The following is a 22,655-nucleotide window of genomic DNA, read 5'->3' as shown; positions in this document are numbered from 1 at the left end:
CCGCTCCGCGTGTGCCGCATCACCCGCAGAGAATGACTCCGGGGAGTGCCTGTCGCCCGTGGACGGGCATGGGGAACAATGGTCCGGTGACCAGGCCCGCCTCCGCCCGCGCTCCCCGGCTCGACCAGGTCTGCGCCGCCGCCGTCGAAGTGGCCCGCGACGCGATCACCGAGGTGGAGCCCACCGACATCGGCGATCATCTCCAGGCCGTCGCCGAGGGCGACCGGGTCGTCACCCACTACTTCGAATGCCGGATGGCCGGTTACCGAGGCTGGCGCTGGGCCGTCACGGTGACCCGGGTGCCGCGCAGCCGGCACGTCACCATCTGCGAGACGGTGCTGCTGCCCGGCCCGGACGCGCTGCTCGCCCCGGGCTGGCTGCCCTGGCAGGAGCGGCTCAAGCCGGGCGATCTGGGCCCGGGCGACCTGCTGCCCACCCCGGCCGACGACGAGCGGCTCGCCCCCGGCTACCTGCTCTCCGACGACCCGGCCGTGGAGGAGACCGCCTGGGAGCTGGGCCTGGGCCGGGCCCGGGTGCTGTCCCGGGAGGGCCGCGCCGAGGCCGCTCAGCGCTGGTACGACGGCGACCACGGGCCGGACGCTGCGATCTCGGTCGCCGCGCCGGCCGCCGCCCGCTGCGGCACCTGCGGCTTCTACCTGCCGCTGGCCGGCGCGCTGCGCCTGGCGTTCGGCGCCTGCGGCAACTTCTACGCCCCGGACGACGGCCGGGTGGTGAGCGCCGACCACGGGTGCGGCGCCCACTCGGAGACGATGATCGAAGCGGCCGAGACGTCCGTCGACGAGCTGCCCACCGTCTACGACGACAGCGCGGTCGAGGCGATGACTGTCAGCCGGGCACCGGGTTCGGTGGAGGCGGCCGAGCCGGCGGAGCCGTACGGCCACCCCTGACGGGTCAGCGCTGTCGCTGCGCGGCAGCCGCGCGCCGGCGACGCCGGTTGGCGTCGTGCCGCATCATCACCGCGAGGCCGGGAAAGCCCCACAGGAAACCGGCCAGGCAGGTCCAGAGCCAGTTCTGACGCCCGGATTCGGTGAGCCAGTCCCGGAAGAAGACCAGTAGCACCAGGCCGGCCACCCCCCAGGCGATCAGCCCGGCGACGGCGAACGGCACCATCGGCGGGTCGAGCGGCTCCGGCCGCGGCTGTTGCTCCTGTGACACCGGCCCAGCGTACGTGATCGTCCTTCCCTGCCTGCCAGGTGATCTGGGACGATGCGCGCGACAAAACCCGGCCGATGACCTAGATGAGGAACCGATGTCCATTGCTCCGCCGCCGGATCACGGCACGCCGCCCGATCCCGCGCATCCACGAAACGCCTTCGACCGCTTCTTCCTGATCTCGGCGCGCGGGTCGACGCTGAGCCGGGAGCTGCGCGGCGGCTTCGCCACGTTCTTCACGATGGCGTACATCGTGGTGTTGAACCCGCTGATCCTGGGCAGCGGGAAGGACGGCGACGGCCGTTCGCTGGCCATTCCGGCGCTCGCCGCGGCGACCGCGCTCGTCGCCGGCCTGATGACCATCCTGATGGGCGTGGTGGCCCGGTTCCCGATCGCGCTCGCGGCCGGCCTGGGCGTGAACGCGCTCGTCGCGTACGAGATCGCGCCGCAGATGACCTGGGCGGACGCGATGGGCCTGGTGGTCATCGAGGGTGTGCTGATCGGCATCCTGGTGCTCACCGGACTGCGTACCGCTGTGTTCCGCTCGGTGCCGACGCAGCTCAAGACCGCGATCGGCGTCGGCATCGGTCTGTTCCTGACCATCATCGGCCTGGTCGACGCCGGTTTCGTGCGGCGGATCCCGGACGCCGCGAACTCCACTGTGCCGGTCGGGCTGGGCATCAACGGCAAGATCGTCAGCTGGCCGATGCTCGTCTTCGTGGTGGGCCTGCTGATCACGCTGGTCCTGGTGGTACGCCGGGTCCGGGGCGCGATCCTGATCGGCATCCTGGCCTCCACCGTGCTTGCCATCGTGGTCGAGGCGGTCGCCAACGTCGGCCCGTCCTTCGTCGACGGCAAGCCGAACCCGAAGGGCTGGGCGCTGAACGTGCCCGAGCTGCCCAAACAGATCGTGGACCTGCCCGACCTGTCGTTGCTGGGCCAGTTCAACGTGCTGAACTCCTGGAGCCGGGTCGGCTGGCTGGTGCCGCTGATGTTCATCTTCACGCTGCTGATCACGGACTTCTTCGACACCATGGGCACGATGGTCGCGATCGGCCAGGAAGGGGACATGCTCGACGAGACGGGCACCCCGCCGAAGGCTAAGGAGATCCTGCTCGTCGACTCGATCGCCGCCGCCGCGGGCGGCGCCGCCTCGGTGTCCAGCAACACGTCGTACATCGAGAGCGCCGCAGGCGTCGCGGAGGGTGCCCGGACCGGCGTGGCCAACCTGGTCACCGGCGCGTTGTTCCTGCTCGCCATGTTCCTGGCGCCGCTGTCGCTGATCGTGCCGTTCGAGGCCGCCTCGACGGCGCTGGTGGTGGTCGGCTTCCTGATGATGACGGCGGTCCGCACGATCGACTGGACCGACTACGAGATCGCCATCCCGGCGTTCCTCACCATCGCGCTGATGCCGTTCACCTACTCGATCTCGAACGGCATCGGGGCCGGCGTGATCAGCTTCGTGCTGCTCAAGGTGGCGAAGGGTAAGGCCCGCGAGGTCCACCCGCTGCTGTACGGCGTCGCCGTGCTGTTCATCCTGTACTTCCTGCGCGGGCCGATCGAGTCCGTGTTGCTCTGACGCTGGTGAGCCTGGTCATAACGCATGTCGTTAGCCAGGCTCATTAGTTAAGCTAACTAGTGTGACGGAGCGGACGGTGACGGCGAAACGCGTGCCACCGGCGCAGCTGGCCCCTCAGCTGCGAAATGCGATCACCCGGCTCAACCGGCGGGTCCGACAGGCCCGGCCGGTCGGCGACCTCACGGTCACCCAGCTGTCGGCGCTCACCAGCCTCAATCTGGCGGGCGCCCTCACGCCGCGGGAACTGGCTGATGTCGAACGGGTGCAGCCGCCCACGATGACGAAGATCGTCGCGAAGTTGGAGGAACGCGGCCTCGTGCAGCGTACCCCCCACCCGACCGACGGACGGCAGGTCATCCTGGCGGCGACCGAAGGGGGAAGGGCCGTGCTCGAACAGTTCGATCAGGCCCGTGACGAGTGGCTGGCCACCCGGCTGGCCGCGCTGAGCGAGGACGAACGCGACACGCTACGGCGGGCCGCGGACATCCTCCAGGGCATCGCTCGCGCCTGACACCGCCGCCCGCGGTTCGCTTCGTCAGCTGTGGATGAAGCGTACCGACGCAAGGAGGCGCACCTAGAGTGCAGGCCAAGCTGAGCACGATGTTCCAGTCCCTACGAGTCCGAAACTATCGACTCTTCGCCACCGGACAGCTGATCAAACTGATCGGCGTCTGGATGATGTTCATCGCCCAGGACTGGCTCGTCCTCGAGCTCAGCGACAACTCCGCGACCGCGCTCGGCGTGGTCACCGCGTTGCAGTTCACCCCCGTCCTCCTGCTCACGCTGCTGTCCGGGCGGCTCGCCGACCGCTACGACAAGCGGATGCTGCTCTTCGTCGCCAACGCGTTCTGGACCGTGCTGGCGCTGGCCATGAGCGTCCTGGTCCTCACCGGCCTGGTGCAGCTCTGGCACGTCTTCACGTTCGCCGCCCTGCTCGGCGTGTCCAACGCGGTCGAGACGCCGGTCCGCCAGGCGTTCGTCTCCGAGCTGGTCGGCATGCCGCTGCTGCCGAACGCGCTCTCGCTCAACGCGGCAGTGTTCAACTCCGCCCGGATCGTCGGCCCGGCCGTCGCCGGCCTGGCCATCGCCGTCGTCGACGTCGGCCCGGTCTTCCTGGTCACCGCGCTCAGCTCGATCGCCCCGCTGGTGAACGTGGTCCGGATGCGTACCGACGAACTGCACCGCAAGGACCTGCTGCCGGCCGGCGAGCGGGACCAGGCCCGGGTGGTCGACGGCCTCCGGTACGTGGCGCGACGTCCCGACATCCTGCTGCCGATGGTCCTCATGTCGGTGATCGGGATGAGCCTGTTCAACTTCCAGCTCACCCTCGCCGCGCTCGCGAAGACCGTGTTCAACACCGGCGCCGCCTCGTTCGGCCTGTTCAGCACCGCGCTCGCCGTCGGCGCGCTGGTCGGCGCGCTGGCCGGCACCGGCCGACGCAGCCGTCCCTCGGTCTGGCTGGTGCTCGGCGCCGCGATCGGCTGCGCCGTCTTCGGCACGCTGGTCGGGCTCGCCCCGGCCTACTGGGCGGTGGTGGCGCTGCTGCTGCCCGCCGGGTTCTTCATGGTCTACTTCGCCCAGGCGGCCAACCAGCGGGTGCAGCTCGGTGTCGACGCGTCCTTCCGGGGACGGGTGATGGCCCTGTGGGTGCTGGTGTTCCTGGGCACCAACCCGGTCGGCGCGCCGCTGATCGGCTGGGTCGCCGAGACGTACGGCGCGGGCGCGAGCATCTGGGCCGGCGGCCTGATCTCGCTGACCGCCGCGCTGCTGGCGCTCACCTGGCAGCTGCGCCGCTCCGGCGCCCGGCTGCGGATGCGGGTGCTGCCGATGCCCCGCTTCTACGTGGTGTCGCCCGGCGCCAAGTAGCCCCGATGGCCGGTCGTACCGGCCCGATTACCCAAACGGGTGGCGGGCCGGTGCGGCAGGGCTTAGCGTCGATGTGTGGAAGTGGGGCAGGGACTGCTGCTGGCGCTGGCGATCCTCGCCGTCTGCTGCCTGCCTGCCCTGTTCGCGCTGCTGTTCTGCGCCGACGAGATCATCGACCGGGTCGCATGCGGATGGGCCGATTGGCGGGAGCAGCGCCGGGAACGCCGTACCATCGCGCGGCTCGACCGGGCCATCGAGGCCGAGGCGCTGACCCGCGACATCGACCTCACCGAGTTCGACAAGGACGGCCGCCGTCCGCTGGAACAACTTGCCACCGACCTGCGCCGGCTCGGCGGCCACCGGCTCGCCGCCGCCGACCGCAGCGTGGTGTGGCACGGCGCGGTCATCGAGGCGTACGACGAACGGCTGCGCGCCGCCTGCCACGCGCTCGGCATCGCCGAGCACCTGGCCGAGCTGGACGGCGTCGACCGGGAGATCGAACGGGTACGCGTCGAAGGGCTGCTGCACGCCGCCGGGCTGACCCTGCCGGCCGCCCGCGCCGCGCACCACCAGCGGCACCGCTGACCGGGTGCGTCTCTTCGCGGCGATCTACCCGCCTCCCGTGGCGGTCGCGGACCTGACCGCGCGGATCAAGGGCCTGCGGGTCGCGTCCGCCCGCCACGCCCGCCTCGCCGACCCGGCGAACCTGCACCTCACGCTCGCCTTCCTCGGCGAGGTGCCGGACGTCCGGCTGCCCGATGTGGAGTCCGCACTCGCCTCGGCCGCCCGGTCGGCTCGTTCCCCGCGGCTACGCCTCGCCGGCGGCGGCAGTTTCGGTCAGGGCCGGTCCACAGTGCTCTGGGTGGACGTGCGCGGCGAGGTCGAGGCGCTCGACGCGCTCGCCCGGTCGATCCGTGGCGGGCTGGGCGGGGCCGGGCTGCCCTGCGACGACAAGCCGTTCCGGGCGCACCTGACCATCGCCCGCCCCGGCGACCGGATGCCCGAGGCCGACCTCCGCTCGGACGTGCACACGCTGCACGACTACGCCGGGCCGCAGTGGGCGGCCGGCGAGTTGCTCCTGATCCGCAGTCACCTGGGCCGTACGCCGCGCTACACCCGCGTCGCCGGGTGGGCGCTCGCGGCTGGGGGTTGAGCGCGTGGGCGCTCGCAGCTGGGCGTTAAGAAGGGGCCCCTCCTCTACCTGAGGCGTTAAGAAGGGGCCCTTCCTTACACAGCTACCAGGCCCAGGCCTCGGGGCCGGGGCCGCCGTTGCCCACCGGCGGGAACAGCTCGTCGAGGCGAGTGAGGGTGGGCTCGTCGAGCTGGACGTCGAGGGCGCCCAGGTTGCGGTCGAGCTGGTCCATGGTGCGGGGGCCGACGATCGGGGCGGTCACGCCCGGCCGGGAGAGCAGCCACGCCAGCGCCACGTCGGCCGGGTCGTGGCCCAGGTCGGCGCAGAGCTTCTCGTACGCCTCGATGGTGTTGCGGTGCTCGGCCAGCGCGTCCGCCGAGCGCCCGGTGGTGCCACGCGCCGCGCTGCCCTCGGCCATCTTGCGGATGATGCCGGAGAGCAACCCGCCGTGCAGCGGCGACCAGGGGATGATGCCCAGCCCGTAGTGCTGCGCGGCCGGGACGACCTCCAGTTCGACGTACCGGGTCAGCAGGTTGTAGATGCACTGCTCGGAGACGAGGCCGAGGAAGTTGCGCTTGCCGGCCGCGGCCTGCGCCTGCGCGATGTGCCAGCCGGCGAAGTTGGACGAGCCGACGTAGAGCACCTTGCCCTGGGCGACGAGCGTCTCCATCGCCTGCCAGATCTCCTCCCACGGCGTGGTCCGGGAGATGTGGTGCATCTGGTAGAGGTCGATCGTGTCGGTCTGGAGCCGGCGCAACGAGTCCTCGCAGGCCCGGATGATGTGCCGGGCGCTCAGGCCCTGCTCGTTGGGCCACTCGCCCATCTTGCCGTACACCTTGGTGGCGAGGACGACCTTGTCGCGGCGCCCGCCGCCCTGCGCGAACCAGCGGCCCACGATCTGCTCGGTGACGCCCTCACCGAGCTTCCAGCCGTAGACGTTCGCGGTGTCGAAGAAGTTGATCCCGTGTTCGAGCGCCCGGTCCATGATGGCGAAGCTGTCCGGCTCGTCGGTCTGCGGACCGAAGTTCATCGTGCCGAGGCAGAGTCGGCTCACGGACAGACCGGTGCGTCCCAGGTTCGTGTACTCCATGCCTCCACCCTGGCACGCCGGCACTTCGAGTGCCTCGTCGACGAGCCAGGGTGGAGCGATGGATCAGGATGATTCGCGGGCCGCCGGGCCGGTGCCGAACAGCACGTCGTCCCAGCTCGGCAGCCGCTTGCGCGGCTTGCCGCCGGCGTCGGCGGCCTCGGCGGCCGCACCGCCGGTCGCCGCCGCGGGGCCGGTGCGGCGTGGCCGCAGCACGGCGAGCGAGGGTACGGCGGGGATCTCCTTCGGCGCGTCCGAGTCGTCGTCGAAGGCCGAACCCTGGCCACCACCGAGCAGCGCGGCGGCACCGCCGGCGACCGCCCGCTGACGGGGCGCCTCCTGCCCGGCCAGCGCGGCCGGGGAACGAGTGTCGAGCCCGCGCCCGGACGTGCCGCCGAGCGGCCGGTCCAGCGAGGCGAGCAGCGCGTCCCGGCCGGCACGGATCGGGTCACGCCCCGGACGGGCGTGCTCGGCCGCGGCCGGCAGCCCGTGCCCACCCCGGCTCGGCTCGCCGCGTGACGGGCCGGGCAGCGCGTGGCCGCCCCGCTCCGGCGCCGGCTCCTGACCGAGGATCGGCGTGGGCCGCTCGGCGCACAGGTATTGCGCCATGTCGTCGTGCGGGGCGACGTTCTGCCGGGTCTTGTCCAGATCCCACACCGCCTGCGCGGTGGCCTTGCCGGACGGCCAGGTCGCGATGATCCGCCAGGTGCCGTCGTCGCGGCGGTAGGCGTCCCACGAGATCTTCTCGGTGTCGATGCCGTGCTGGGCCAGCCGGCCGTTGACGACCTCGGCCAGCGGGGTCGGCTTCTCCGCGCCCTTGAGCCGGGTGCGGCGGGCGTGCTGGGCGAGCATGGCCCGCTCCTGGAGCACCGGGCCGGCGTAGCGCAGCACCCGGTCGACCGGCACACCGGCGATGCGGGCGACGTCCTCCGCGGACTCACCGGACCGGATGCGGGCCTGGATGTCGCGTGGGGACAGCGACGGCGTCGGGTCGGTGGCGCTCGGCACCACGGCGAGCGGCGGGGCGCCCGGCTCGGCGTGCAGCGCCGACGCGATCCGCTCGTCGATGGGCAGCGCCAGCAGGCGCCCCACCTCGTCGGCGAGCACCAGGGCCTGGCCGTCCTCGGAGAGGGCGACGAAGCGTACTGGGCGCATGGGCTTGCCTCCGTCCCGCTTCGCTGGCCGTCACGCCACGGGAGCCGGCCACCCGGGCGTCTCGCACCACCGTACGCTCATCTACCCGCCGATGGGGACTGCGACACCCCGGCATGTCGTGACTGAGCTGCGGTAATGATCACGGTGGGTGGCCGTCGGAGCCCCGACGGCCACGCACCGTGATCAAGTGATCAGAGTCGCTCGACCACGTAGTCGATGGACGCGGTGAGCGCCTCGACGTCGGCCGGCTCGACGGCCGGGAACAGCGCCACCCGCAGCTGGTTGCGGCCCAGCTTGCGGTACGGCTCGGTGTCGACGATGCCGTTTGCGCGCAGCGCCTTGGCGATCGCCGTGGCGTCCACCTCGTCGGCGAAGTCGATGGTGGCGACCACGTTGGACCGCAGCGCCGGGTCCGACACGAACGGCGTGGCGAACGACGAGCGCTCGGCCCAGCCGTACACGATGCCGGCGCTCTCGGCGGTGCGCTTGGCCGCCCAGGCCAGCCCGCCCTGGGAGTTCATCCAGTCGGTCTGCTCCGCGGCCAGGAAGATGGTCGCCAGCGCCGGGGTGTTGTACGTCTGCTCCAGCCGCGAGTTGTCGATCGCGGTGACCAGGTCGAGGAAGGCGGGGATGTAGCGGCCCGACTCCTTGACCTCGGTGGCCCGGGCCAGCGCGGCCGGCGACATCAGGGCCAGCCAGAGCCCGCCGTCGGAGCCGAAGCACTTCTGCGGGGCGAAGTAGTAGACGTCGGTCTGGGCGACGTCCACGTCCAGCCCGCCCGCGCCGGAGGTGGCGTCGACGAGCAGCAGCGAGCCCTCGTCGGCGCCCGCGACCCGGCTGATCGGCACCGCGACGCCGGTGGAGGTCTCGTTGTGCGGGGTGGCGTAGACGTCCACGCCGGCCTCGGCCACCAGCGTCGGGGCGCTGCCCGCGTCGGACTTGCGCACGGTCGGCTCGCCGAGGAACGGCGCGTCGGAGACCGACTTGGCGAACTTGGCGCCGAACTCGCCGAAGCTGGCGAACTGGGCCCGGTCGCGGATCAGGCCGAACGTGGCGACCTCCCAGAACGCGGTGGTGCCGCCGTTGCCGAGCACCACCTCGTACCCCTCGGGCAGGGAGAAGAACTCGGCCAGGCCGCGGCGCAGCCGGGCCACCTGGTCGCGGACCGTCTTCTGCCGGTGCGACGTGCCGAGGTAGCTGGTGGCGACGTCGGAGAGGGCGGAGACCGCGGCCGGACGGACCTTGGACGGGCCGCAGCCGAATCGTCCGTCGGCGGGCCTGATCTCGTCGGGAATCCGGATGGTCGGTGCGTCAGCCACGGTTTTCTTGATCCTTCCGCGTGGGCGAGGGCGGGCCCTTCGTGCGGGCGCGGACCGGAGGCCGGGCGTGCGCCGGGCGCACGAGGTGGCCGGGGTCCGAACCCGGCCGGCAGCGCTGCCGGCCTTCATCCTCCCACCCGGGCGGTCCGGACCGACGGCTGGTCCCACGGTCGGCGCTGAGTCGTGCGCCACAGCGGGCGCAGCGCCCAGCGGGCGCGGAGGTGGGCGTCAAGAAGGGGCCCCGCCTCTACCGGAGGCGTTGAGCGGGGCCCCTTCCTTACATCTCAGACGCCGTGCGGGATGGCGTCCCAGCCCTCGACCTGCTGCGGCTTGCGCGGGCCGTGGCCGACGTACGTGGCCGACGGCCGGACCAGCCGCTGGAGCTTCTTCTGCTCCAGGATGTGCGCCGACCAGCCGCCCATCCGGGCGCAGGTGAACATCGAGGTGAACATGTGCGCCGGCACCTCCGCGAAGTCCAGCACCACCGCCGACCAGAACTCGACGTTGGTGGCGAGGACGCGGTCCGGGCGGCGGGCCTGCAGTTCGGCCAGCGCGGCCTTCTCCAGCGCCTCGGCGACCTCGAAGCGCGGCGCGCCGAGCTCCTTGGCGGTACGCCGCAGCACGCGGGCGCGCGGGTCCTCGGCCCGGTAGACCCGGTGGCCGAAGCCCATCAGGCGCTCGCCCCGGTCCAGGACGCCCTTGACGTACCCGTCGGCGTCGCCGCTGCGCTCGACCGCCTCCAGCATGCTGAGCACCCGGGACGGGGCGCCGCCGTGCAGCGGGCCGGAGAGCGCGCCGATGCCGGAGGAGATGCAGGCCGCGGCGTCGGCGCCGGTGGAGGCGACGATCCGGGCGGTGAAGGTGGAGGCGTTCAGGCCGTGCTCGGCGGCCGAGATGAAGTACGCGTCGACTGCCTTGACGTGCCGCGGGTCGGGCTCACCCCGCCAGCGCTTCATGAACCGCTCGACGATGGTCTCCGCCTTGTCGATCTCCTTCTGCGGCACGGCCGGCAGGCCCAGGCCGCGCGCCGACTGGGCGACGAAGGACAGCGCGGTGACCGACACCCGGGCCAGGTCCTCGCGGGCCTGCTCGTCGGAGATGTCGAGAAGCTGGTTGAGCCCCCAGTACGGGGCCAGCATGGCGACCGCGGACTGCACGTCGACGCGGATGTCACCGGAGTGCACCGGCACCGGGAACGGCTCGGCCGGCGGCAGGCCCGGGCCGAAGCGGCCGTCCACCAGCAGCGCCCAGACGTTGCCGAACGAGACCTGGCCGATCAGGTCCTCGATGTCCACGCCCCGGTAGCGCAGTGATCCTCCCGCGCGGTCGGGCTCGGCGATCTCGGTCTCGAAGGCTACGACGCCCTCCAGGCCCGGTTTGAAATCGGACATGTCGTCTCCTGGCTTCGGCTCGGCGCGCCCGGGCGGGCTGATCGAGCCCCGCAGCTCAGGCGACCCTTCAGGGATGTGGTTCGGAACATCTTGCCCGGTGGGTAACAGGCTGCGCGACCCACAGCCACTGTGCGCCACACGACATCCCCGCCGCTGGCCGTCGGTGAGAGAAGGAGAAGACTGGGTACCGGGGCCTGGCCAGCGTCGGGGGACGCCGGCACGCCCGGGAGAGGGACGACCACAGTGACAGGCGACACACCCGCCCCGGCCGGTATGCGTAACGAGTACGCCGCCGACCTGGGCCTGACCGAGACGGACCTGGCACCGGACTGGCACACCCAGTTCGCCCGCTGGTTCGCCGACGCGGTGGCCCACCCGCTGCCAGAGCCGAACGCGATGGTGCTCGGCACGGCCGACGCCGCGGGCCGGCCCAGTGGGCGCACCGTGCTGCTCAAGGGGTACGACCCGGAGGGCTTCGTCTTCTACACCAACCACGGCTCGCGCAAGGGCACCGAGGTGACCGGGAACCCGTGGGCCAGCCTGGTGTTCCCCTGGTTCCCGATGCAGCGGCAGGTGACAGTGACCGGCCGGGTCGAGCAGGTGGACCGCGTCGAGACCGAGGCGTACTTCGCCGGCCGGCCGCGCGGCTCGCAGCTCGGGGCGTGGGCCAGCGCCCAGTCGACGGTGGTGCCGGACCGGACCGCGCTCGACGCGGCGTACCGGGCGGCTGCCGAGCGGTTCGCCGACGTGGACCCGATCCCCGCGCCGCCGTACTGGGGCGGGTTCCGGGTCCGTCCGGAGACTGTCGAGTTCTGGCAGGGCCGGGCCAGCCGGCTGCACGACCGGCTGCGCTTCCGGCGTACCGCAGACGGGGTCTTCGTCGTCGAGCGGCTCGCGCCGTGACCGACGTCACGTCGGCCCGGCGGCGGGGCGCGAGCCGCTGGGCGATCGACCTGCGCCCGCTGCGGGTGCCCGCGTACCGGCGGGTCTGGACCGGCAACGCGATCGCCATGTTCGGCTTCCAGTTCACCGCCGTGGCGGTGCCGGTGGAGATGTTCGACCTGACCGGCGGCTCGCTCTGGGTCGGCCTGCTCGGCATCGCCGGCTTCGTACCGCTGCTGGTCTTCGGGCTCTGGGGCGGCGCGGTCGCCGACGCCCGGGACCGCCGACGCGTGCTGCTCGCCGGCGGCTGCGTGCTCTGGGCCTCGACGCTCGGGCTGCTGGTGCAGTCGCTGGCCGGCGTCCGCAGCCCGCTGCTGCTCCTGCTGCTCGTCGCCCTCCAGTCGACCGCCTTCGCGATCACCTCGCCGGCCCGCAGCGCGATCCTGCCCCGGCTGGTGCCCGCCGAGCTGGTTCCGGCCGCCACCACGCTGAACTTCACCACGTTCACCGCCGCCGCCGTCTTCGGCCCGCTCGCCGCCGGGCTGATCTTCGCCGCCTGGCAGGTCGGGGTGGCGCTGCCCATCGCGTACGCGGCGGACGCGCTGCTGTTCACCGCGTCGCTCTGGGCCACGCTGCGGCTGCCCGCGATGCCGCCCGCGCCGGACCCGGACGGCGGCGTCCGCAAGGCCGGGTTCGCCAGCATCGTCGACGGCTTCCGCTACCTGGCCACCACACGGGTGCTGCTGCTCTCCTTCGCCATCGACCTGATCGCGATGATCCTGGCCATGCCGCGGGCGCTGTTCCCGGAGCTGGCGCAGGAACGCTTCGGCGGCGCCTCGGCGGTGGGCTGGCTCTACAGCTCCATCGCCATCGGCGCGATGCTCGGCGGCCTGACCTCGGGCTGGATCGGCCGGGTGCGCCGGCAGGGCCTCGCGCTCACCGTGGCGGTGGTCGGCTGGGGCGTGGCGATCGCGCTCGCCGGGCTGGCCGGCCAGCTGTGGGTCGCGGTGGTGCTGCTGGGCGTCGCCGGCGCCGCCGACCTGGTCAGCGCCACGCTGCGCCAGTCGATGCTGCTGGTCTACGCGCCGGACCGGATGCGTGGGCGTCTCCAGGGTGTGAACACCGTCGTGGTGGCCGGCGGTCCGCGCCTGGGCGACCTGCGCGCCGGTGCGATGGCCGCCGGTTTCGGCACCGGCTTCGCCATGGTCGGTGGCGGTCTGGCCGCCGCCGTACTCGCGGTGTTGCTGGTGGTGGCGTTCCCGGCGCTGCTGCGCTATCGCTCCACCACCCCCGCCGAGGAGCGCAGCTGACGGTAGGGTCGCCGACATGGGGATCGACGTGCAGCCACCGTCCGGTACACAGTGGACCATCGCGGCCGACGGCCACGAGGCCGTCGTGGTCGAGGTGGGCGGCGGGCTGCGGGCCTACCGCTACGACGGCGTGGACCACCTCGACGGGTACGCCGAGGACGAGGTCTGCCCCGGCTCGGCCGGGCAGGTGCTGGCGCCCTGGCCGAACCGCATCCGGGACGGCGTCTACACGGTCGGGGAGCGGTCGCTGCAGCTCGACCTCACCGAGCCGGAGCGGCACAACGCCCTGCACGGCCTGGTGAACTGGGTGCGGTGGCAGCCGATCGAGCAGTCGGCGGACAGCGTGACCATCGGCTACGACCTGCCGCCGAGCCCCGGCTACCCGTGGGCGCTGCGGCTGCGGGCCCGGTGGAGCGTCGGCCCGGACGGCCTGCGGGCCGAGCACGAGGCGACGAACCTCTCCGACGAGGCGGCGCCGTTCGGCTTCTCCGTGCACCCTTACCTGCAACTGCCGAAGGTCGGCGTGGACGAGCTTCGGCTGCATCTACCGGCCCGGCGCCGGGTGCTGGTGGACAGCCGCCTGCTGCCGGTCGCCGCCGCTGACGTGACCGGCTCCGAGTTCGACTTCACCAGCCCGCGCCCGATCGGCGACCTGGTGCTCGACACCGCGTTCGGTGACGTCGAGCGGGACGCCGACGGCGGCTCGGCGGTGGTGCTGAGCGCGCCGGACGGCTCGTCCGGGCTGCGGATCTGGGCGGACCGCGAGTTCGGCTGGTGGCAGGTGTTCACCGGCGACACCCTCGGCGGGGAACGCCACCGCCGGTCCGTGGCGGTGGAGCCGATGACCTGCCCGCCCGACGCGTTCCGTTCCGGCAAGGACCTGATCATGCTGGAGCCGGGGCAGACCTGGCGGGGCGCCTGGGGCGTCCGCCCGGAGGTCTGAGCGTGGAGTTCGCCGAGGTCGTCCGGCGTCGCCGGATGGTGCGCAACTACGACCCCGACCGGCCGGTGCCGCCGGATGTGGTGGACCGGCTGCTCGACCACGCCGTCCGGGCCCCGTCGGCCGGGTTCTCGCAGGGCTGGGGCTTCCTGGTGCTGGAGGAGCCCGAGGACCGGGAACGGTTCTGGGCCGCGACCACGCCCGGCGGCGGCGGCCGGGAGCGCTGGCTGGCCGGGATGCGCCGGGCTCCCCTGATCGTGGTGCCGCACGCCAACCGCGACGCCTACCTGGACCGTTACGCCGAGGCGGACAAGGGCTGGTCGGACCGCGCCGAGGATCGCTGGCCGGTGCCCTACTGGTACGTGGACACCGGTTTCGCGGCGCTGCTGATGCTGCTCACCGTCGTCGACGAAGGGCTGGGCGCCTGCTTCTTCGGCATTCCGCCGCAACGCATCGGGGCGTACCGGGAGGCGTTCGGGGTACCGCCGGAACTGCACCCGATCGGCGCGATCACAGTAGGTTACCGAGCCGTCGACCACCGGTCACCGTCGCTGCGCCGGGGGCGGCGTCCGGTGCAGGATGTGGTGCGGCGGGGACGGTGGACCTGAGCGGTTAGGCTGACATCCACATTGTCAGCCTGGCCTGGGGAGGAGAGCACGCCGTGATCTTCAGGGCGGTCCGGGACGGGCGTCCCTACCCGGAGCACAACCTCACGCTGAAGCAGTGGGCCGAGATTCCGCCGCGCCCGCTGCGGCTTGACCAGCTCATCACCACCAAGCGCGAACTCGCGCTGGACAAGCTGCTCGCTGAGGACTCCACCTTCTACGGCGACCTCTTTCCGCACGTCGTCCAGTGGAACGGCGGCCTCTACCTGGAGGACGGCCTGCACCGGGCGCTGCGCGCGGCGCTCCAGCAGCGCAACCAGATCCACGCGCGGGTGCTCGTGCTCGGTGACCAGGGCGAGTGACGCCTCTCTGAGTCTTGGTTAAGGTGACGCCATGACTCCTCTGGACCTGCTCGACATCGATGCGTCGCTCAGCGAGGAGGAGCGGCAGATCCGCGCCGTCGTGCGCCGGCTCGTGACGGACCGGGTACGCCCGCACGTCGCCGGCTGGTACGAGGACGGCCAGGTGCCGGCCCGCGAACTGGCTCGCGAGTTCGGCAAGCTCGGCCTGCTCGGGATGCACCTGACCGGGTACGGCTGCGCCGGCTCCTCGGCCGTCGCGTACGGGCTGGCCTGCCTGGAACTGGAGGCCGGCGACTCCGGCGTCCGGTCCCTGGTCTCGGTGCAGGGATCGCTGGCCATGTACGCCATCTGGCGCTACGGCAGCGAGGAGCAGAAGCAGCGCTGGCTGCCCGCGATGGCGGCGGGCGAGGCGATCGGCTGCTTCGGGCTCACCGAACCGGACCACGGCTCCGACCCGGGGTCGATGGCCACCCGGGCCCGCCGCGACGGCGACGACTGGATCCTCAACGGCAGCAAACTGTGGATCACCAACGCGCCGATCGCCGACGTGGGCGTGATCTGGGCGCGTACCGACGAAGGGGTGCGCGGCTTCGCCGTACCCATGGACACGCCGGGGGTGACGGCGCGCGAGATCCGGCACAAGATGTCGCTGCGCGCGTCCCTGACCGGCGAGATCGTGCTCGACGACGTCCGGCTGCCGGCTGACGCGCGACTGCCCGAGGCGATCGGCCTCAAGGCGCCGCTGGGGTGCCTGACCGAGGCCCGGCACGGCATCGTCTGGGGCGCGCTCGGCGCGGCCCGCGACTGCCTGGAGACGGCCCTGGAGTACGCGACCACGCGCACCCAGTTCGGCCGCCCGCTCGCCGGTTTCCAGCTCACCCAGGCCAAGCTCGCCGACATGGCGGTGGAGTGGAACAAGGGGATGCTGCTCGCGCTGCACCTGGGCCGCCTCGCCGACGCGGGCTCGCTGCGGCCCCACCAGGTGAGCGTGGGCAAGCTGAACAACGTCCGCGAGGCGCTCGCCATCGCCCGGCAGTGCCGCACGATCCTCGGCGCGAACGGCGTCTCGGGGGAGTACCCGGTGATGCGGCACGCCAACAACCTGGAGAGCGTGCTCACCTACGAGGGCACCTCCGAGATCCACCAGCTCGTCATCGGCCAGCGGCTGACCGGCGTGTCCGCGTTCGCCTGACCTGCGGTTTCACCCGATCGGGTCGCTCGGCGCGCGACTGTCGCACGGTGGCCGTACCGTCATTGTCAGTCGATGTTTCAGTCGATGTGTCGGACGAGGACGGTGAGGGCGATGGCCCGCGACGGTGACATCAACGAGCCCACCCGGGAGTTCCCGGACTACCCCACCAGCGAGTCCCTTCGCGACCGGGCGGAGGGCTCGCCCGGCCACGACCGCGAGTACGCCCCGGGCGCCCCGGCGTCCGGCGGGGGCCCGGTGCGGGGCCTGCTCTGGGTGCTCGGCGCGGCGGCGCTGGCGGTCGTGGTGCTGCTCGGCGTGCAGGCCACCGGTCTGCTGCCCGACTTCCGCAACCCGTTCGCCAAGGAGCAGACCGACCGCAGCCAGCCGCCGCTGCTCAAGTCGATCCGTGACCTGAGCCGCTACGTCGCCGCCGAGGGCAACTTCCAGGTGGTGGTCGACGTGCAGAACGACAGGCGCAACGTGCCCGACTTCCTGCTCAACGAGCGCACGCTGTTCGTCGGGGCGGGCCGGGTCGAGGCGTACGTCGACTTCGCGAAGATCGCCGACGGTGCCGTCGTGGTCTCCGAGGACGGCAAGTCCGCCGAGATCAAGCTGCCCGCGCCGCAGCTCGGCGAGACCGACCTGGACATGGACAAGAGCTACGTGTTCGCCGAGCAGCGCGGCCTGATCAACCGGCTCAACGACCTGGTGGCCGGCGATCCCAACCGGCAGCAGCAGATCTACAAGCTCGCCGAGGACCGGATCACCACCGCGGCCCGGGACAGCGGGCTCACCGCCCGGGCCCAGGAGAACACCCGCAAGATGCTCGAAGGGCTGCTGCGCTCCCTCGGGTACGAGAAGGTGACAGTCACCTACACCGCGCCCTGACCTTTCCTTACGCCGCGCGCCCGCCCCGATGGTCCGGGGCGGGCGCGTCGCGTGTGTGCCGGCGTCCCGGCTCGTGTCGCGTCAGCGGGTGGCGAGGTAGCGGTCCTCGTTCGGCATCAGGACCCACAGGATCAGGTAGACGATCACCTGCGTGCCGGGCAGGAGCAGCGACAGCAGGAACAGCAGCCGGACCATCCCGGCCGACATGCCGAACCGCTGTCCCAGGCCGGCGCAGACACCGGCGATCATGCGCCCCTGGCGGGGCCGGACCAGTTTGCGACTCATCGTCGTCTCCCACTTCTGCGGCGATCCGCCGCGCTGATTCCACGGTAGAAAGGGGTACGCGCCGCGCCCTCAGCCCGGAGGAGGATCGGCGACCCGGGCACCCGTAGGTGCTTACCCCGGACCCTCCCCACCAACGCCCCCGCCCCGCCCCGCTCATGCTCCCCGCGATCTTGCACTTGCGGCCCCCGTTACGCCCGATTCACGCAGTTGTTTAGCCGCAACTGCAAGATCGCCGGGAATGTTGGGCTGCGTGGGGCGGGAGTCCTGCTCGGCGGGGCTGCGCGTGGAGCGCCTCCCGTCTAGCGAGACAGGTGTTCCGTGCAGTGGGACTGGTAGAGATCTTGGTACCAAAGTGCCCCTATGAGGGCCGTTTGGTGCCAAGATCTCGCCGGGGCGCCGGGCGGGAGGGGGCGCCTGAGGCGGGCATGTGGCGGAGTGGGGGCGGGTATTCACGGGGCGAGGTAGGCTCGCCGGTCGGACGCCCCCACCCCGGGCGCCGGCCGTCTACCCGCCCGGCGGGCGCGGCACCCACGCACCGGCTCGGAACCGCACAACGGGGACGACGGCGAGGAAAGCAGCCAATGATCAGTGTTTTCGATCTTTTCAGCGTCGGTATCGGGCCGTCCAGCTCGCACACAGTCGGGCCGATGCGGGCCGCCCGTACGTTCGTGGCGGGTCTGAAGGCCGACGGGCAGCTCGCCGACGTGGCGCGGGTACGGGCGGAGCTGTTCGGCTCGCTCGGCGCGACCGGTCACGGGCACGGCAGTGACCGGGCGGTGCTGCTGGGGCTGGAGGGCGAGGTCCCGGAGACCGTCGACACCGACTCGGTCGGGCCACGCGTGGAGCGGATCCGCACGCAGCGGCGGCTCGACCTGTTCGGCAGCCAGGGGATCGACTTCGACCCGGACACCGATCTGGTGCTGCACCGCCGGCGCTCGCTGCCGTACCACCCGAACGGGATGACGTTCGCGGCGTACGACGCGGCGGGGAACGAGGTGCGGGCGCGCACGTACTACTCGGTCGGCGGCGGGTTCGTGGTGGACGAGGCGGCGGCCGGAGCGGACCGGATCAAGGCGGACAGCACCCGGGTACGGCATCCGTTTCTCACCGGCGCGGAACTGCTCACCGTCACCTCCGAGACCGGCCTGTCGATCAGCGAGGTCATGCTCGCCAACGAGCTGTCCTGGCGTAGCGAGGCGGACGTACGGGCGGGGCTGCTGGAGATCTGGCGGGTGATGCGTGAGTGCGTGGAGAACGGCTGCACCCGTGACGGCGTACTCCCGGGTGGGTTGAAGGTCCGGCGGCGCGCGGCCGAGATGCGGCGCAGCCTGGAGGCGGAGACCGGCAGCCAGGATCCGCTGCGCGCGATGGACTGGGTGACGCTGTTCGCGCTGGCGGTCAACGAGGAGAACGCGGCCGGCGGGCGGGTGGTCACCGCGCCGACGAACGGCGCCGCCGGCATCATCCCGGCCGTGCTGCACTACTACACCCGGTTCGTGCCCGGCGCCTCCGAGGAGGGCGTGGTGCGGTTCCTGCTCGCGGCCGGGGCGATCGGCGTGCTGTTCAAGGAGAACGCGTCGATCTCCGGGGCCGAGGTCGGCTGCCAGGGCGAGGTGGGTTCGGCGTGCTCGATGGCGGCGGCCGGGCTGGCCGAGGCGCTCGGCGGTACGCCGGAGCAGGTGGAGAACGCCGCCGAGATCGGCATGGAGCACAACCTGGGGCTGACCTGCGACCCGGTGGGTGGCCTGGTGCAGATCCCGTGCATCGAGCGCAACGCCGTGGCGAGCATCAAGGCGATCACCGCGGCCCGGCTGGCGTTGCGCGGCGACGGGGTGCACCACGTGTCGCTGGACAAGGTCATCAAGACCATGCGGGAGACCGGCGCGGACATGAAGGTCAAGTACAAGGAGACCGCGCGGGGCGGGCTCGCCGTCAACGTCATCGAGTGCTGACCCCGTTGGGGTGACCCGGCGCGTGCCCGGGCCGGGGCCGCGACGGACCGAGCGACGATGGCACCGTGACGTCAGGCGTCGCGGCGCTCTGGTCCGCCCGCACCTCGCTGCGCATCCTGGTCCGCCGGGATCTCGCGGTGAAGTACCAGCAGTCGGTGCTGGGCTACTTCTGGTCGCTGATCGAGCCGCTCGGCATGGGCCTGATCTACTGGTTCGTCTTCGGCGTGCTCTACTCCGGCGCGACCCGGCGGCACCTGGGCGAGGCGGCCGGCTCGTACCCGCTGTTCCTGATCACCGGGATCTTCGCCTGGATGTGGGCGAGTTCGGCGCTGACCGAGGCGGCGAACGCGCTCACCGGGCAGTCCCGGCTGATCACCACGATGAACCTGCCCCGGCCGATCTTCCCGATCGGGCGGGTCACCGGCCGGTTCGCCGAGTACCTGGCCGGGCTGCCGATCCTGGTCGCCGTCGCGGCGATCTACGCGAGCCAGGGGAAGATCCGTCCCGGCTGGAGCCTGCTCGCGCTGCCGCTCGCCGTCATGGTGCAGTTCGTGCTGCTTGTCGGCCTGGCGCTGCTGCTGTCGGCGGGCAACGTGCTGATGCGCGACATCGAGCGCACCATGCGGCTGGTCATCCGGCTGCTGTTCTACGCGACGCCGATCATCTACCCGCTCGACCTGGTCCGGGAGTCGGGCATGCCCGGCTGGCTGAAGATCGGGTACGAGCTGAACCCACTGGTCGGGATCTTCCAGCTTCACCACGCGGTCTGGTATCCGGACGAGTTCCCCGATGCCCGGCTGCTCACGATCACGGTGTCCGGCAGCGTGCTGGTGCTGGCGCTCGGCTGGTGGGCGTTCCACCGCCTCGAACCGGCAGTGCTGAAGGAACTCTGAATGGCACCGATCATCGAGGCGGACGGGCTCGGCATCCGGTTCGTCCGCAACCGGCGCCGTCAGCTGCGGCTGCGGGAGCTGATCGTGCACCGGGGCGCACGCGACCCGGACGCGGGCCGGTTCTGGCCGTTGCGCGACCTGTCGTTCCGGATCGAGCCGGGCGAGACGGTGGGCGTGGTGGGGCGTAACGGCACCGGCAAGAGCACGCTGCTGCGGCTGATCGCCGGTGTGCTCATCCCGGACGAGGGCTCGATCCGGGTGCACGGCCGGGTGGCGCCGCTGCTGGAACTGTCCGCCGGGTTCTCCGGCGACCTGACCGGCCGGGAGAACCTGTACCTGGTGGGCGGCCTGCACGGACTCTCGTCGGCGTACCTGCGGGAACACTTCGACGAGATCGTCTCGTTCGCCGGTGAGCAGGTGGAACGCGCCATCGACACGTCGGTGCGGCACTACTCGTCGGGGATGAAGGTGCGGCTGGGCTTCGCTGTGATCGCGCACCTGCCGCACCCGGTGCTGCTTGTGGACGAGGTGACAGCGGTCGGGGACGCGGAGTTCCGCGCGAAGTGCTATGCGACCATCGAGCGACTTCTCGCGGAAGGGCGCACGCTGGTGCTGGTGTCACACAACGACAAGGACCTCACCCGGTTCTGCCGTCGGGGGCTCTACCTCGACGCCGGACGGCTGATCGTCGACGGGACCATCGACGAGGCGCTGACCGCCTACGCCGACGCGGCGAAGCGGTGACGCTCGCGATCGTGCTCGCCGCCGACCCGGCGGCGGGCCACCTCACCGACCGGCTGGCCGGGCAGTGGCGCCGGGCCGGGGCGGACGACGTGCGCATCGCCGCCGGCCTGGCCGAGCTGGCCGACCTGGTGGCCGCCGCGACCGGCCCGGTGCTGGTGAGTGGCGCTGATCTGGTGGCGCACACGGCCGTACTCAAGCACCTCGCGACCAGCCCGGTGGGGCCGACGGTGGCGCTGGTGCTCACCGATCCGCCCGCTCCCGGGCAGGCCACTGTGCGCGAGGAGCGCGGGCAGGTGGTCGAGGTCGGCGCGGCCGACCCGAGCGGCGTGTTCGGCGGCGCGCTGCGGGTGGGCGCGGCCGACCTGCCCGCGCTGGTCGACGCCGCCCGCCGCGCCGCGGGCGGCGGGCCTCTGGGCGCGGTGGACCGGCTCGTGGCCGACCTCACCGCCCGCGGCACGCTGATCTTCGCCCATCGGGTACGTCTGCTCGTGGCGCACCGGGTCGGCGACGAGGCGCAGCGGGAGGCGGCCGAGGCGGCGGTGGCCGCCGTCGACGAGGACCGGGCCGAGCTGAAACTGTCGGTGAAGGAGCGGGACGACTTCTTCACCACGTTCTTCGTCAGCACCTGGTCGCCGTACGTCACGAAGGCGGCGGCCCGGATCGGGATCGGCCCGACCGGGGTCACCATGGTCTCGGTGGCGTTCGCGGTGGCCGCGGCGGTGCTGTTCGGGACCGGTGGGCGGCTCGCGCTGGTGGCCGGCGCGGTCCTGCTCTACCTGGGGTTCGTGCTGGACTGCGTGGACGGGCAGCTCGCCCGCTACACGCGGCACTTCAGCGCCTGGGGCGGCTGGCTGGACACGATGGCCGACCGGTTCAAGGAGTACGTGGTCTACGCCGGTCTCGGCTTCGGCGCCACGCACGCCGGGTTCCGGTACGGCTGGGCGCTGGCGCTCGCCGCGATGACGTTGCAGACCGTGCGGCACATGACCGACACCTGGTACGGCGCGCTGCACGACGAGGCGGCCCGGCGGCCGAAGGTGGTGAGCGCCGACGCGGGCGGAATCGGCGGGAAGCTGAACGCCGCGTCGACGCGGGTGCAGGCGGACACCGGCTCGGTGTCGTACTGGCTGAAGCGCACAGTGGTGTTCCCGATCGGTGAGCGGTGGGCGCTGATCGCGATCGCCGCCGCGCTGTTCGGGCCGCTGGTGGCGCTGGTCGCGGTGCTGGTCTGGGGGACGCTGGCGTTCGCGTACACCGGGGGGTTGCGGACCTTGCGGGCGCGGTGGATGCGGGTGCCGGTGCTGACCACCGTGGACGCGGGTCTGCACCGCGACGACGGCCTGCTGGTGCGGACGCTGCCGACCGCGCGACGGCCGCTGCTGCTGGCGATGCTGGGGGCGCTCGGCGCGGCGGGGACGCTGGTGTGGGCGCTGCTCGCGGTGCACGGCGGCGGCGACCTACCGGTCTTCGTGCCGGTGCTCGCGCTGGTGCTGCTGCTGGGGGCCGCCCAGGGCTCGCGGGCGCCGCACGACGGGTCGCTGGACTGGCTGGTGCCGGCCGCGTTGCGGGCCGCCGAGTACCTGTTCGCCATCGCGGTCGGGGTGGCGGGCCGCGCGCCGGCCTGGCTGATCTTCGGGTACGTCCTGGTGCTCACGCTGCTGCACTACGACCTGACCGCCCGGCTGGAGAAGCGGCAGTCGGCACCGCCGCTGCACGCCGCCACGCTGGGCTGGGTGGCGCGTTCGGTGCTGCTGGCAATCGGGCTGATCGCCGGGTATGCGAGTATCGCCCTGGCTACACTCGGTGCGTACCTTCTCGTGGTTTTTGTCGCGAGCGTGGTCCTCGCCTGGGTGGTCCTGCCGGCCCGCGCCCGTGGGGGTGTGCGCTCGCCGGGCTGACG

The 22,655-nt window shown here is 72.2% G+C and carries 23 protein-coding genes; 17 read left to right on the top strand and 6 right to left on the bottom strand.

Annotated features, from left to right (window positions below; all coding sequences use genetic code 11):
* Positions 1-68: 68 nt before the first annotated feature.
* Entirely contained in the window at positions 69-908 is an 840-nt protein-coding gene (locus tag Q3W68_RS05915) for a DUF3027 domain-containing protein (protein ID WP_302904459.1), read from the top strand.
* 4 nt (positions 909-912) lie between these two features.
* On the opposite strand, the gene Q3W68_RS05910 is transcribed toward Q3W68_RS05915, so the two are convergent.
* A complete protein-coding gene (locus tag Q3W68_RS05910) occupies positions 913-1,176 on the bottom strand; it encodes a DUF2530 domain-containing protein (protein WP_302904458.1) in 264 nt (87 codons plus the stop codon).
* Positions 1,177-1,270: 94 nt separating this feature from the next.
* Between Q3W68_RS05910 and Q3W68_RS05905 the strand changes: the two genes are divergently transcribed.
* The 5 genes from Q3W68_RS05905 (at position 1,271) to thpR (ending at position 5,771) form a co-directional block, all read left to right on the top strand.
* Positions 1,271-2,752, top strand: coding sequence for an NCS2 family permease (locus Q3W68_RS05905; RefSeq protein ID WP_302904457.1), 1,482 nt, complete (start codon positions 1,271-1,273; stop codon positions 2,750-2,752).
* 61 nt (positions 2,753-2,813) lie between these two features.
* Entirely contained in the window at positions 2,814-3,263 is a 450-nt protein-coding gene (locus Q3W68_RS05900; RefSeq protein WP_302904456.1) for a MarR family winged helix-turn-helix transcriptional regulator, read from the top strand.
* A 68-nt stretch (positions 3,264-3,331) separates the two neighbouring features.
* The gene (locus tag Q3W68_RS05895) at positions 3,332-4,618 is read left to right on the top strand and encodes an MFS transporter (RefSeq protein WP_302904455.1); all 1,287 of its coding nucleotides are present in this window, start codon (positions 3,332-3,334) and stop codon (positions 4,616-4,618) included.
* 75 nt (positions 4,619-4,693) lie between these two features.
* Positions 4,694-5,203, top strand: a complete 510-nt coding sequence (locus tag Q3W68_RS05890) for a hypothetical protein (protein ID WP_302904454.1) — start codon at positions 4,694-4,696, stop codon at positions 5,201-5,203.
* 4 nt (positions 5,204-5,207) lie between these two features.
* Complete coding sequence (gene thpR, locus Q3W68_RS05885; protein WP_302904453.1) at positions 5,208-5,771, top strand: RNA 2',3'-cyclic phosphodiesterase; 564 nt, start codon at positions 5,208-5,210, stop codon at positions 5,769-5,771.
* Positions 5,772-5,853: 82 nt separating this feature from the next.
* Here the strand turns inward: thpR and Q3W68_RS05880 are convergent, their stop codons facing one another.
* The 4 genes from Q3W68_RS05880 to Q3W68_RS05865 all read right to left on the bottom strand — a co-directional run bounded on the left by Q3W68_RS05880 (position 5,854) and on the right by Q3W68_RS05865 (position 10,702).
* Positions 5,854-6,840, bottom strand: coding sequence for an aldo/keto reductase (locus Q3W68_RS05880; RefSeq protein WP_302904452.1), 987 nt, complete (start codon positions 6,838-6,840; stop codon positions 5,854-5,856).
* A 63-nt stretch (positions 6,841-6,903) separates the two neighbouring features.
* Entirely contained in the window at positions 6,904-7,992 is a 1,089-nt protein-coding gene (gene sepH / locus Q3W68_RS05875) for a septation protein SepH (protein WP_302904451.1), read from the bottom strand.
* Between the two features lie 191 nt (positions 7,993-8,183).
* Positions 8,184-9,311, bottom strand: coding sequence for a phosphoserine transaminase (serC, locus tag Q3W68_RS05870; protein ID WP_302904450.1), 1,128 nt, complete (start codon positions 9,309-9,311; stop codon positions 8,184-8,186).
* A gap of 284 nt (positions 9,312-9,595) precedes the next feature.
* Complete coding sequence (locus Q3W68_RS05865) at positions 9,596-10,702, bottom strand: citrate synthase 2 (protein ID WP_013283721.1); 1,107 nt, start codon at positions 10,700-10,702, stop codon at positions 9,596-9,598.
* Between the two features lie 273 nt (positions 10,703-10,975).
* On the opposite strand from Q3W68_RS05865, the gene pdxH reads away from it, so the two are divergent.
* From pdxH to Q3W68_RS05830, 7 genes are all read left to right on the top strand, one after another.
* Positions 10,976-11,605, top strand: coding sequence for a pyridoxamine 5'-phosphate oxidase (gene pdxH, locus Q3W68_RS05860; RefSeq protein WP_302904965.1), 630 nt, complete (start codon positions 10,976-10,978; stop codon positions 11,603-11,605).
* Positions 11,602-12,894 carry an MFS transporter gene (locus tag Q3W68_RS05855; protein ID WP_302904449.1) on the top strand — a complete coding sequence of 431 codons (1,293 nt, stop codon included), beginning with the start codon at positions 11,602-11,604 and terminating at the stop codon, positions 12,892-12,894. The genes pdxH and Q3W68_RS05855 overlap by 4 nt, the downstream gene beginning before the upstream one ends.
* A 16-nt stretch (positions 12,895-12,910) precedes the next feature.
* Positions 12,911-13,837 carry an aldose 1-epimerase family protein gene (locus Q3W68_RS05850; RefSeq protein WP_302904448.1) on the top strand — a complete coding sequence of 309 codons (927 nt, stop codon included), beginning with the start codon at positions 12,911-12,913 and terminating at the stop codon, positions 13,835-13,837.
* A 2-nt stretch (positions 13,838-13,839) separates the two neighbouring features.
* Entirely contained in the window at positions 13,840-14,442 is a 603-nt protein-coding gene (locus Q3W68_RS05845; protein WP_302904447.1) for a nitroreductase family protein, read from the top strand.
* 53 nt (positions 14,443-14,495) lie between these two features.
* On the top strand, positions 14,496-14,801 hold the full coding sequence (locus Q3W68_RS05840) for a type II toxin-antitoxin system VapB family antitoxin (RefSeq protein ID WP_013283726.1): 306 nt from the start codon (positions 14,496-14,498) through the stop codon (positions 14,799-14,801).
* A gap of 31 nt (positions 14,802-14,832) precedes the next feature.
* A complete protein-coding gene (locus Q3W68_RS05835) occupies positions 14,833-15,993 on the top strand; it encodes an acyl-CoA dehydrogenase family protein (protein WP_302904446.1) in 1,161 nt (386 codons plus the stop codon).
* Positions 15,994-16,104: 111 nt separating this feature from the next.
* A complete protein-coding gene (locus Q3W68_RS05830) occupies positions 16,105-16,881 on the top strand; it encodes a DUF4230 domain-containing protein (protein WP_302904444.1) in 777 nt (258 codons plus the stop codon).
* Positions 16,882-16,962: 81 nt separating this feature from the next.
* Here Q3W68_RS05830 and Q3W68_RS05825 read toward each other — a convergent pair whose 3' ends face one another.
* Positions 16,963-17,166, bottom strand: a complete 204-nt coding sequence (locus tag Q3W68_RS05825; protein WP_089154452.1) for a PspC domain-containing protein — start codon at positions 17,164-17,166, stop codon at positions 16,963-16,965.
* 581 nt (positions 17,167-17,747) lie between these two features.
* On the opposite strand from Q3W68_RS05825, the gene Q3W68_RS05820 reads away from it, so the two are divergent.
* From Q3W68_RS05820 to Q3W68_RS05805, 4 genes are all read left to right on the top strand, one after another.
* Positions 17,748-19,118 carry an L-serine ammonia-lyase gene (locus tag Q3W68_RS05820; protein ID WP_302904443.1) on the top strand — a complete coding sequence of 457 codons (1,371 nt, stop codon included), beginning with the start codon at positions 17,748-17,750 and terminating at the stop codon, positions 19,116-19,118.
* Positions 19,119-19,183: 65 nt separating this feature from the next.
* Positions 19,184-20,011: an ABC transporter permease gene (locus tag Q3W68_RS05815; RefSeq protein WP_302904442.1), complete on the top strand. Its 828-nt coding sequence runs from the start codon at positions 19,184-19,186 to the stop codon at positions 20,009-20,011.
* Positions 20,012-20,755, top strand: coding sequence for an ABC transporter ATP-binding protein (locus tag Q3W68_RS05810; protein ID WP_302904441.1), 744 nt, complete (start codon positions 20,012-20,014; stop codon positions 20,753-20,755).
* Entirely contained in the window at positions 20,752-22,653 is a 1,902-nt protein-coding gene (locus tag Q3W68_RS05805) for a DUF5941 domain-containing protein (protein WP_302904440.1), read from the top strand. The genes Q3W68_RS05810 and Q3W68_RS05805 overlap by 4 nt, the downstream gene beginning before the upstream one ends.
* The last annotated feature ends 2 nt before the right edge of the window (positions 22,654-22,655 follow it).

Origin of the sequence: Micromonospora sp. C28ISP2-4 (assembly GCF_030519385.1) — a bacterium.
In the GTDB taxonomy this organism is placed as follows: domain Bacteria; phylum Actinomycetota; class Actinomycetes; order Mycobacteriales; family Micromonosporaceae; genus Micromonospora; species Micromonospora tulbaghiae.
This window is presented reverse-complemented; position numbering and strand designations above follow the sequence as displayed.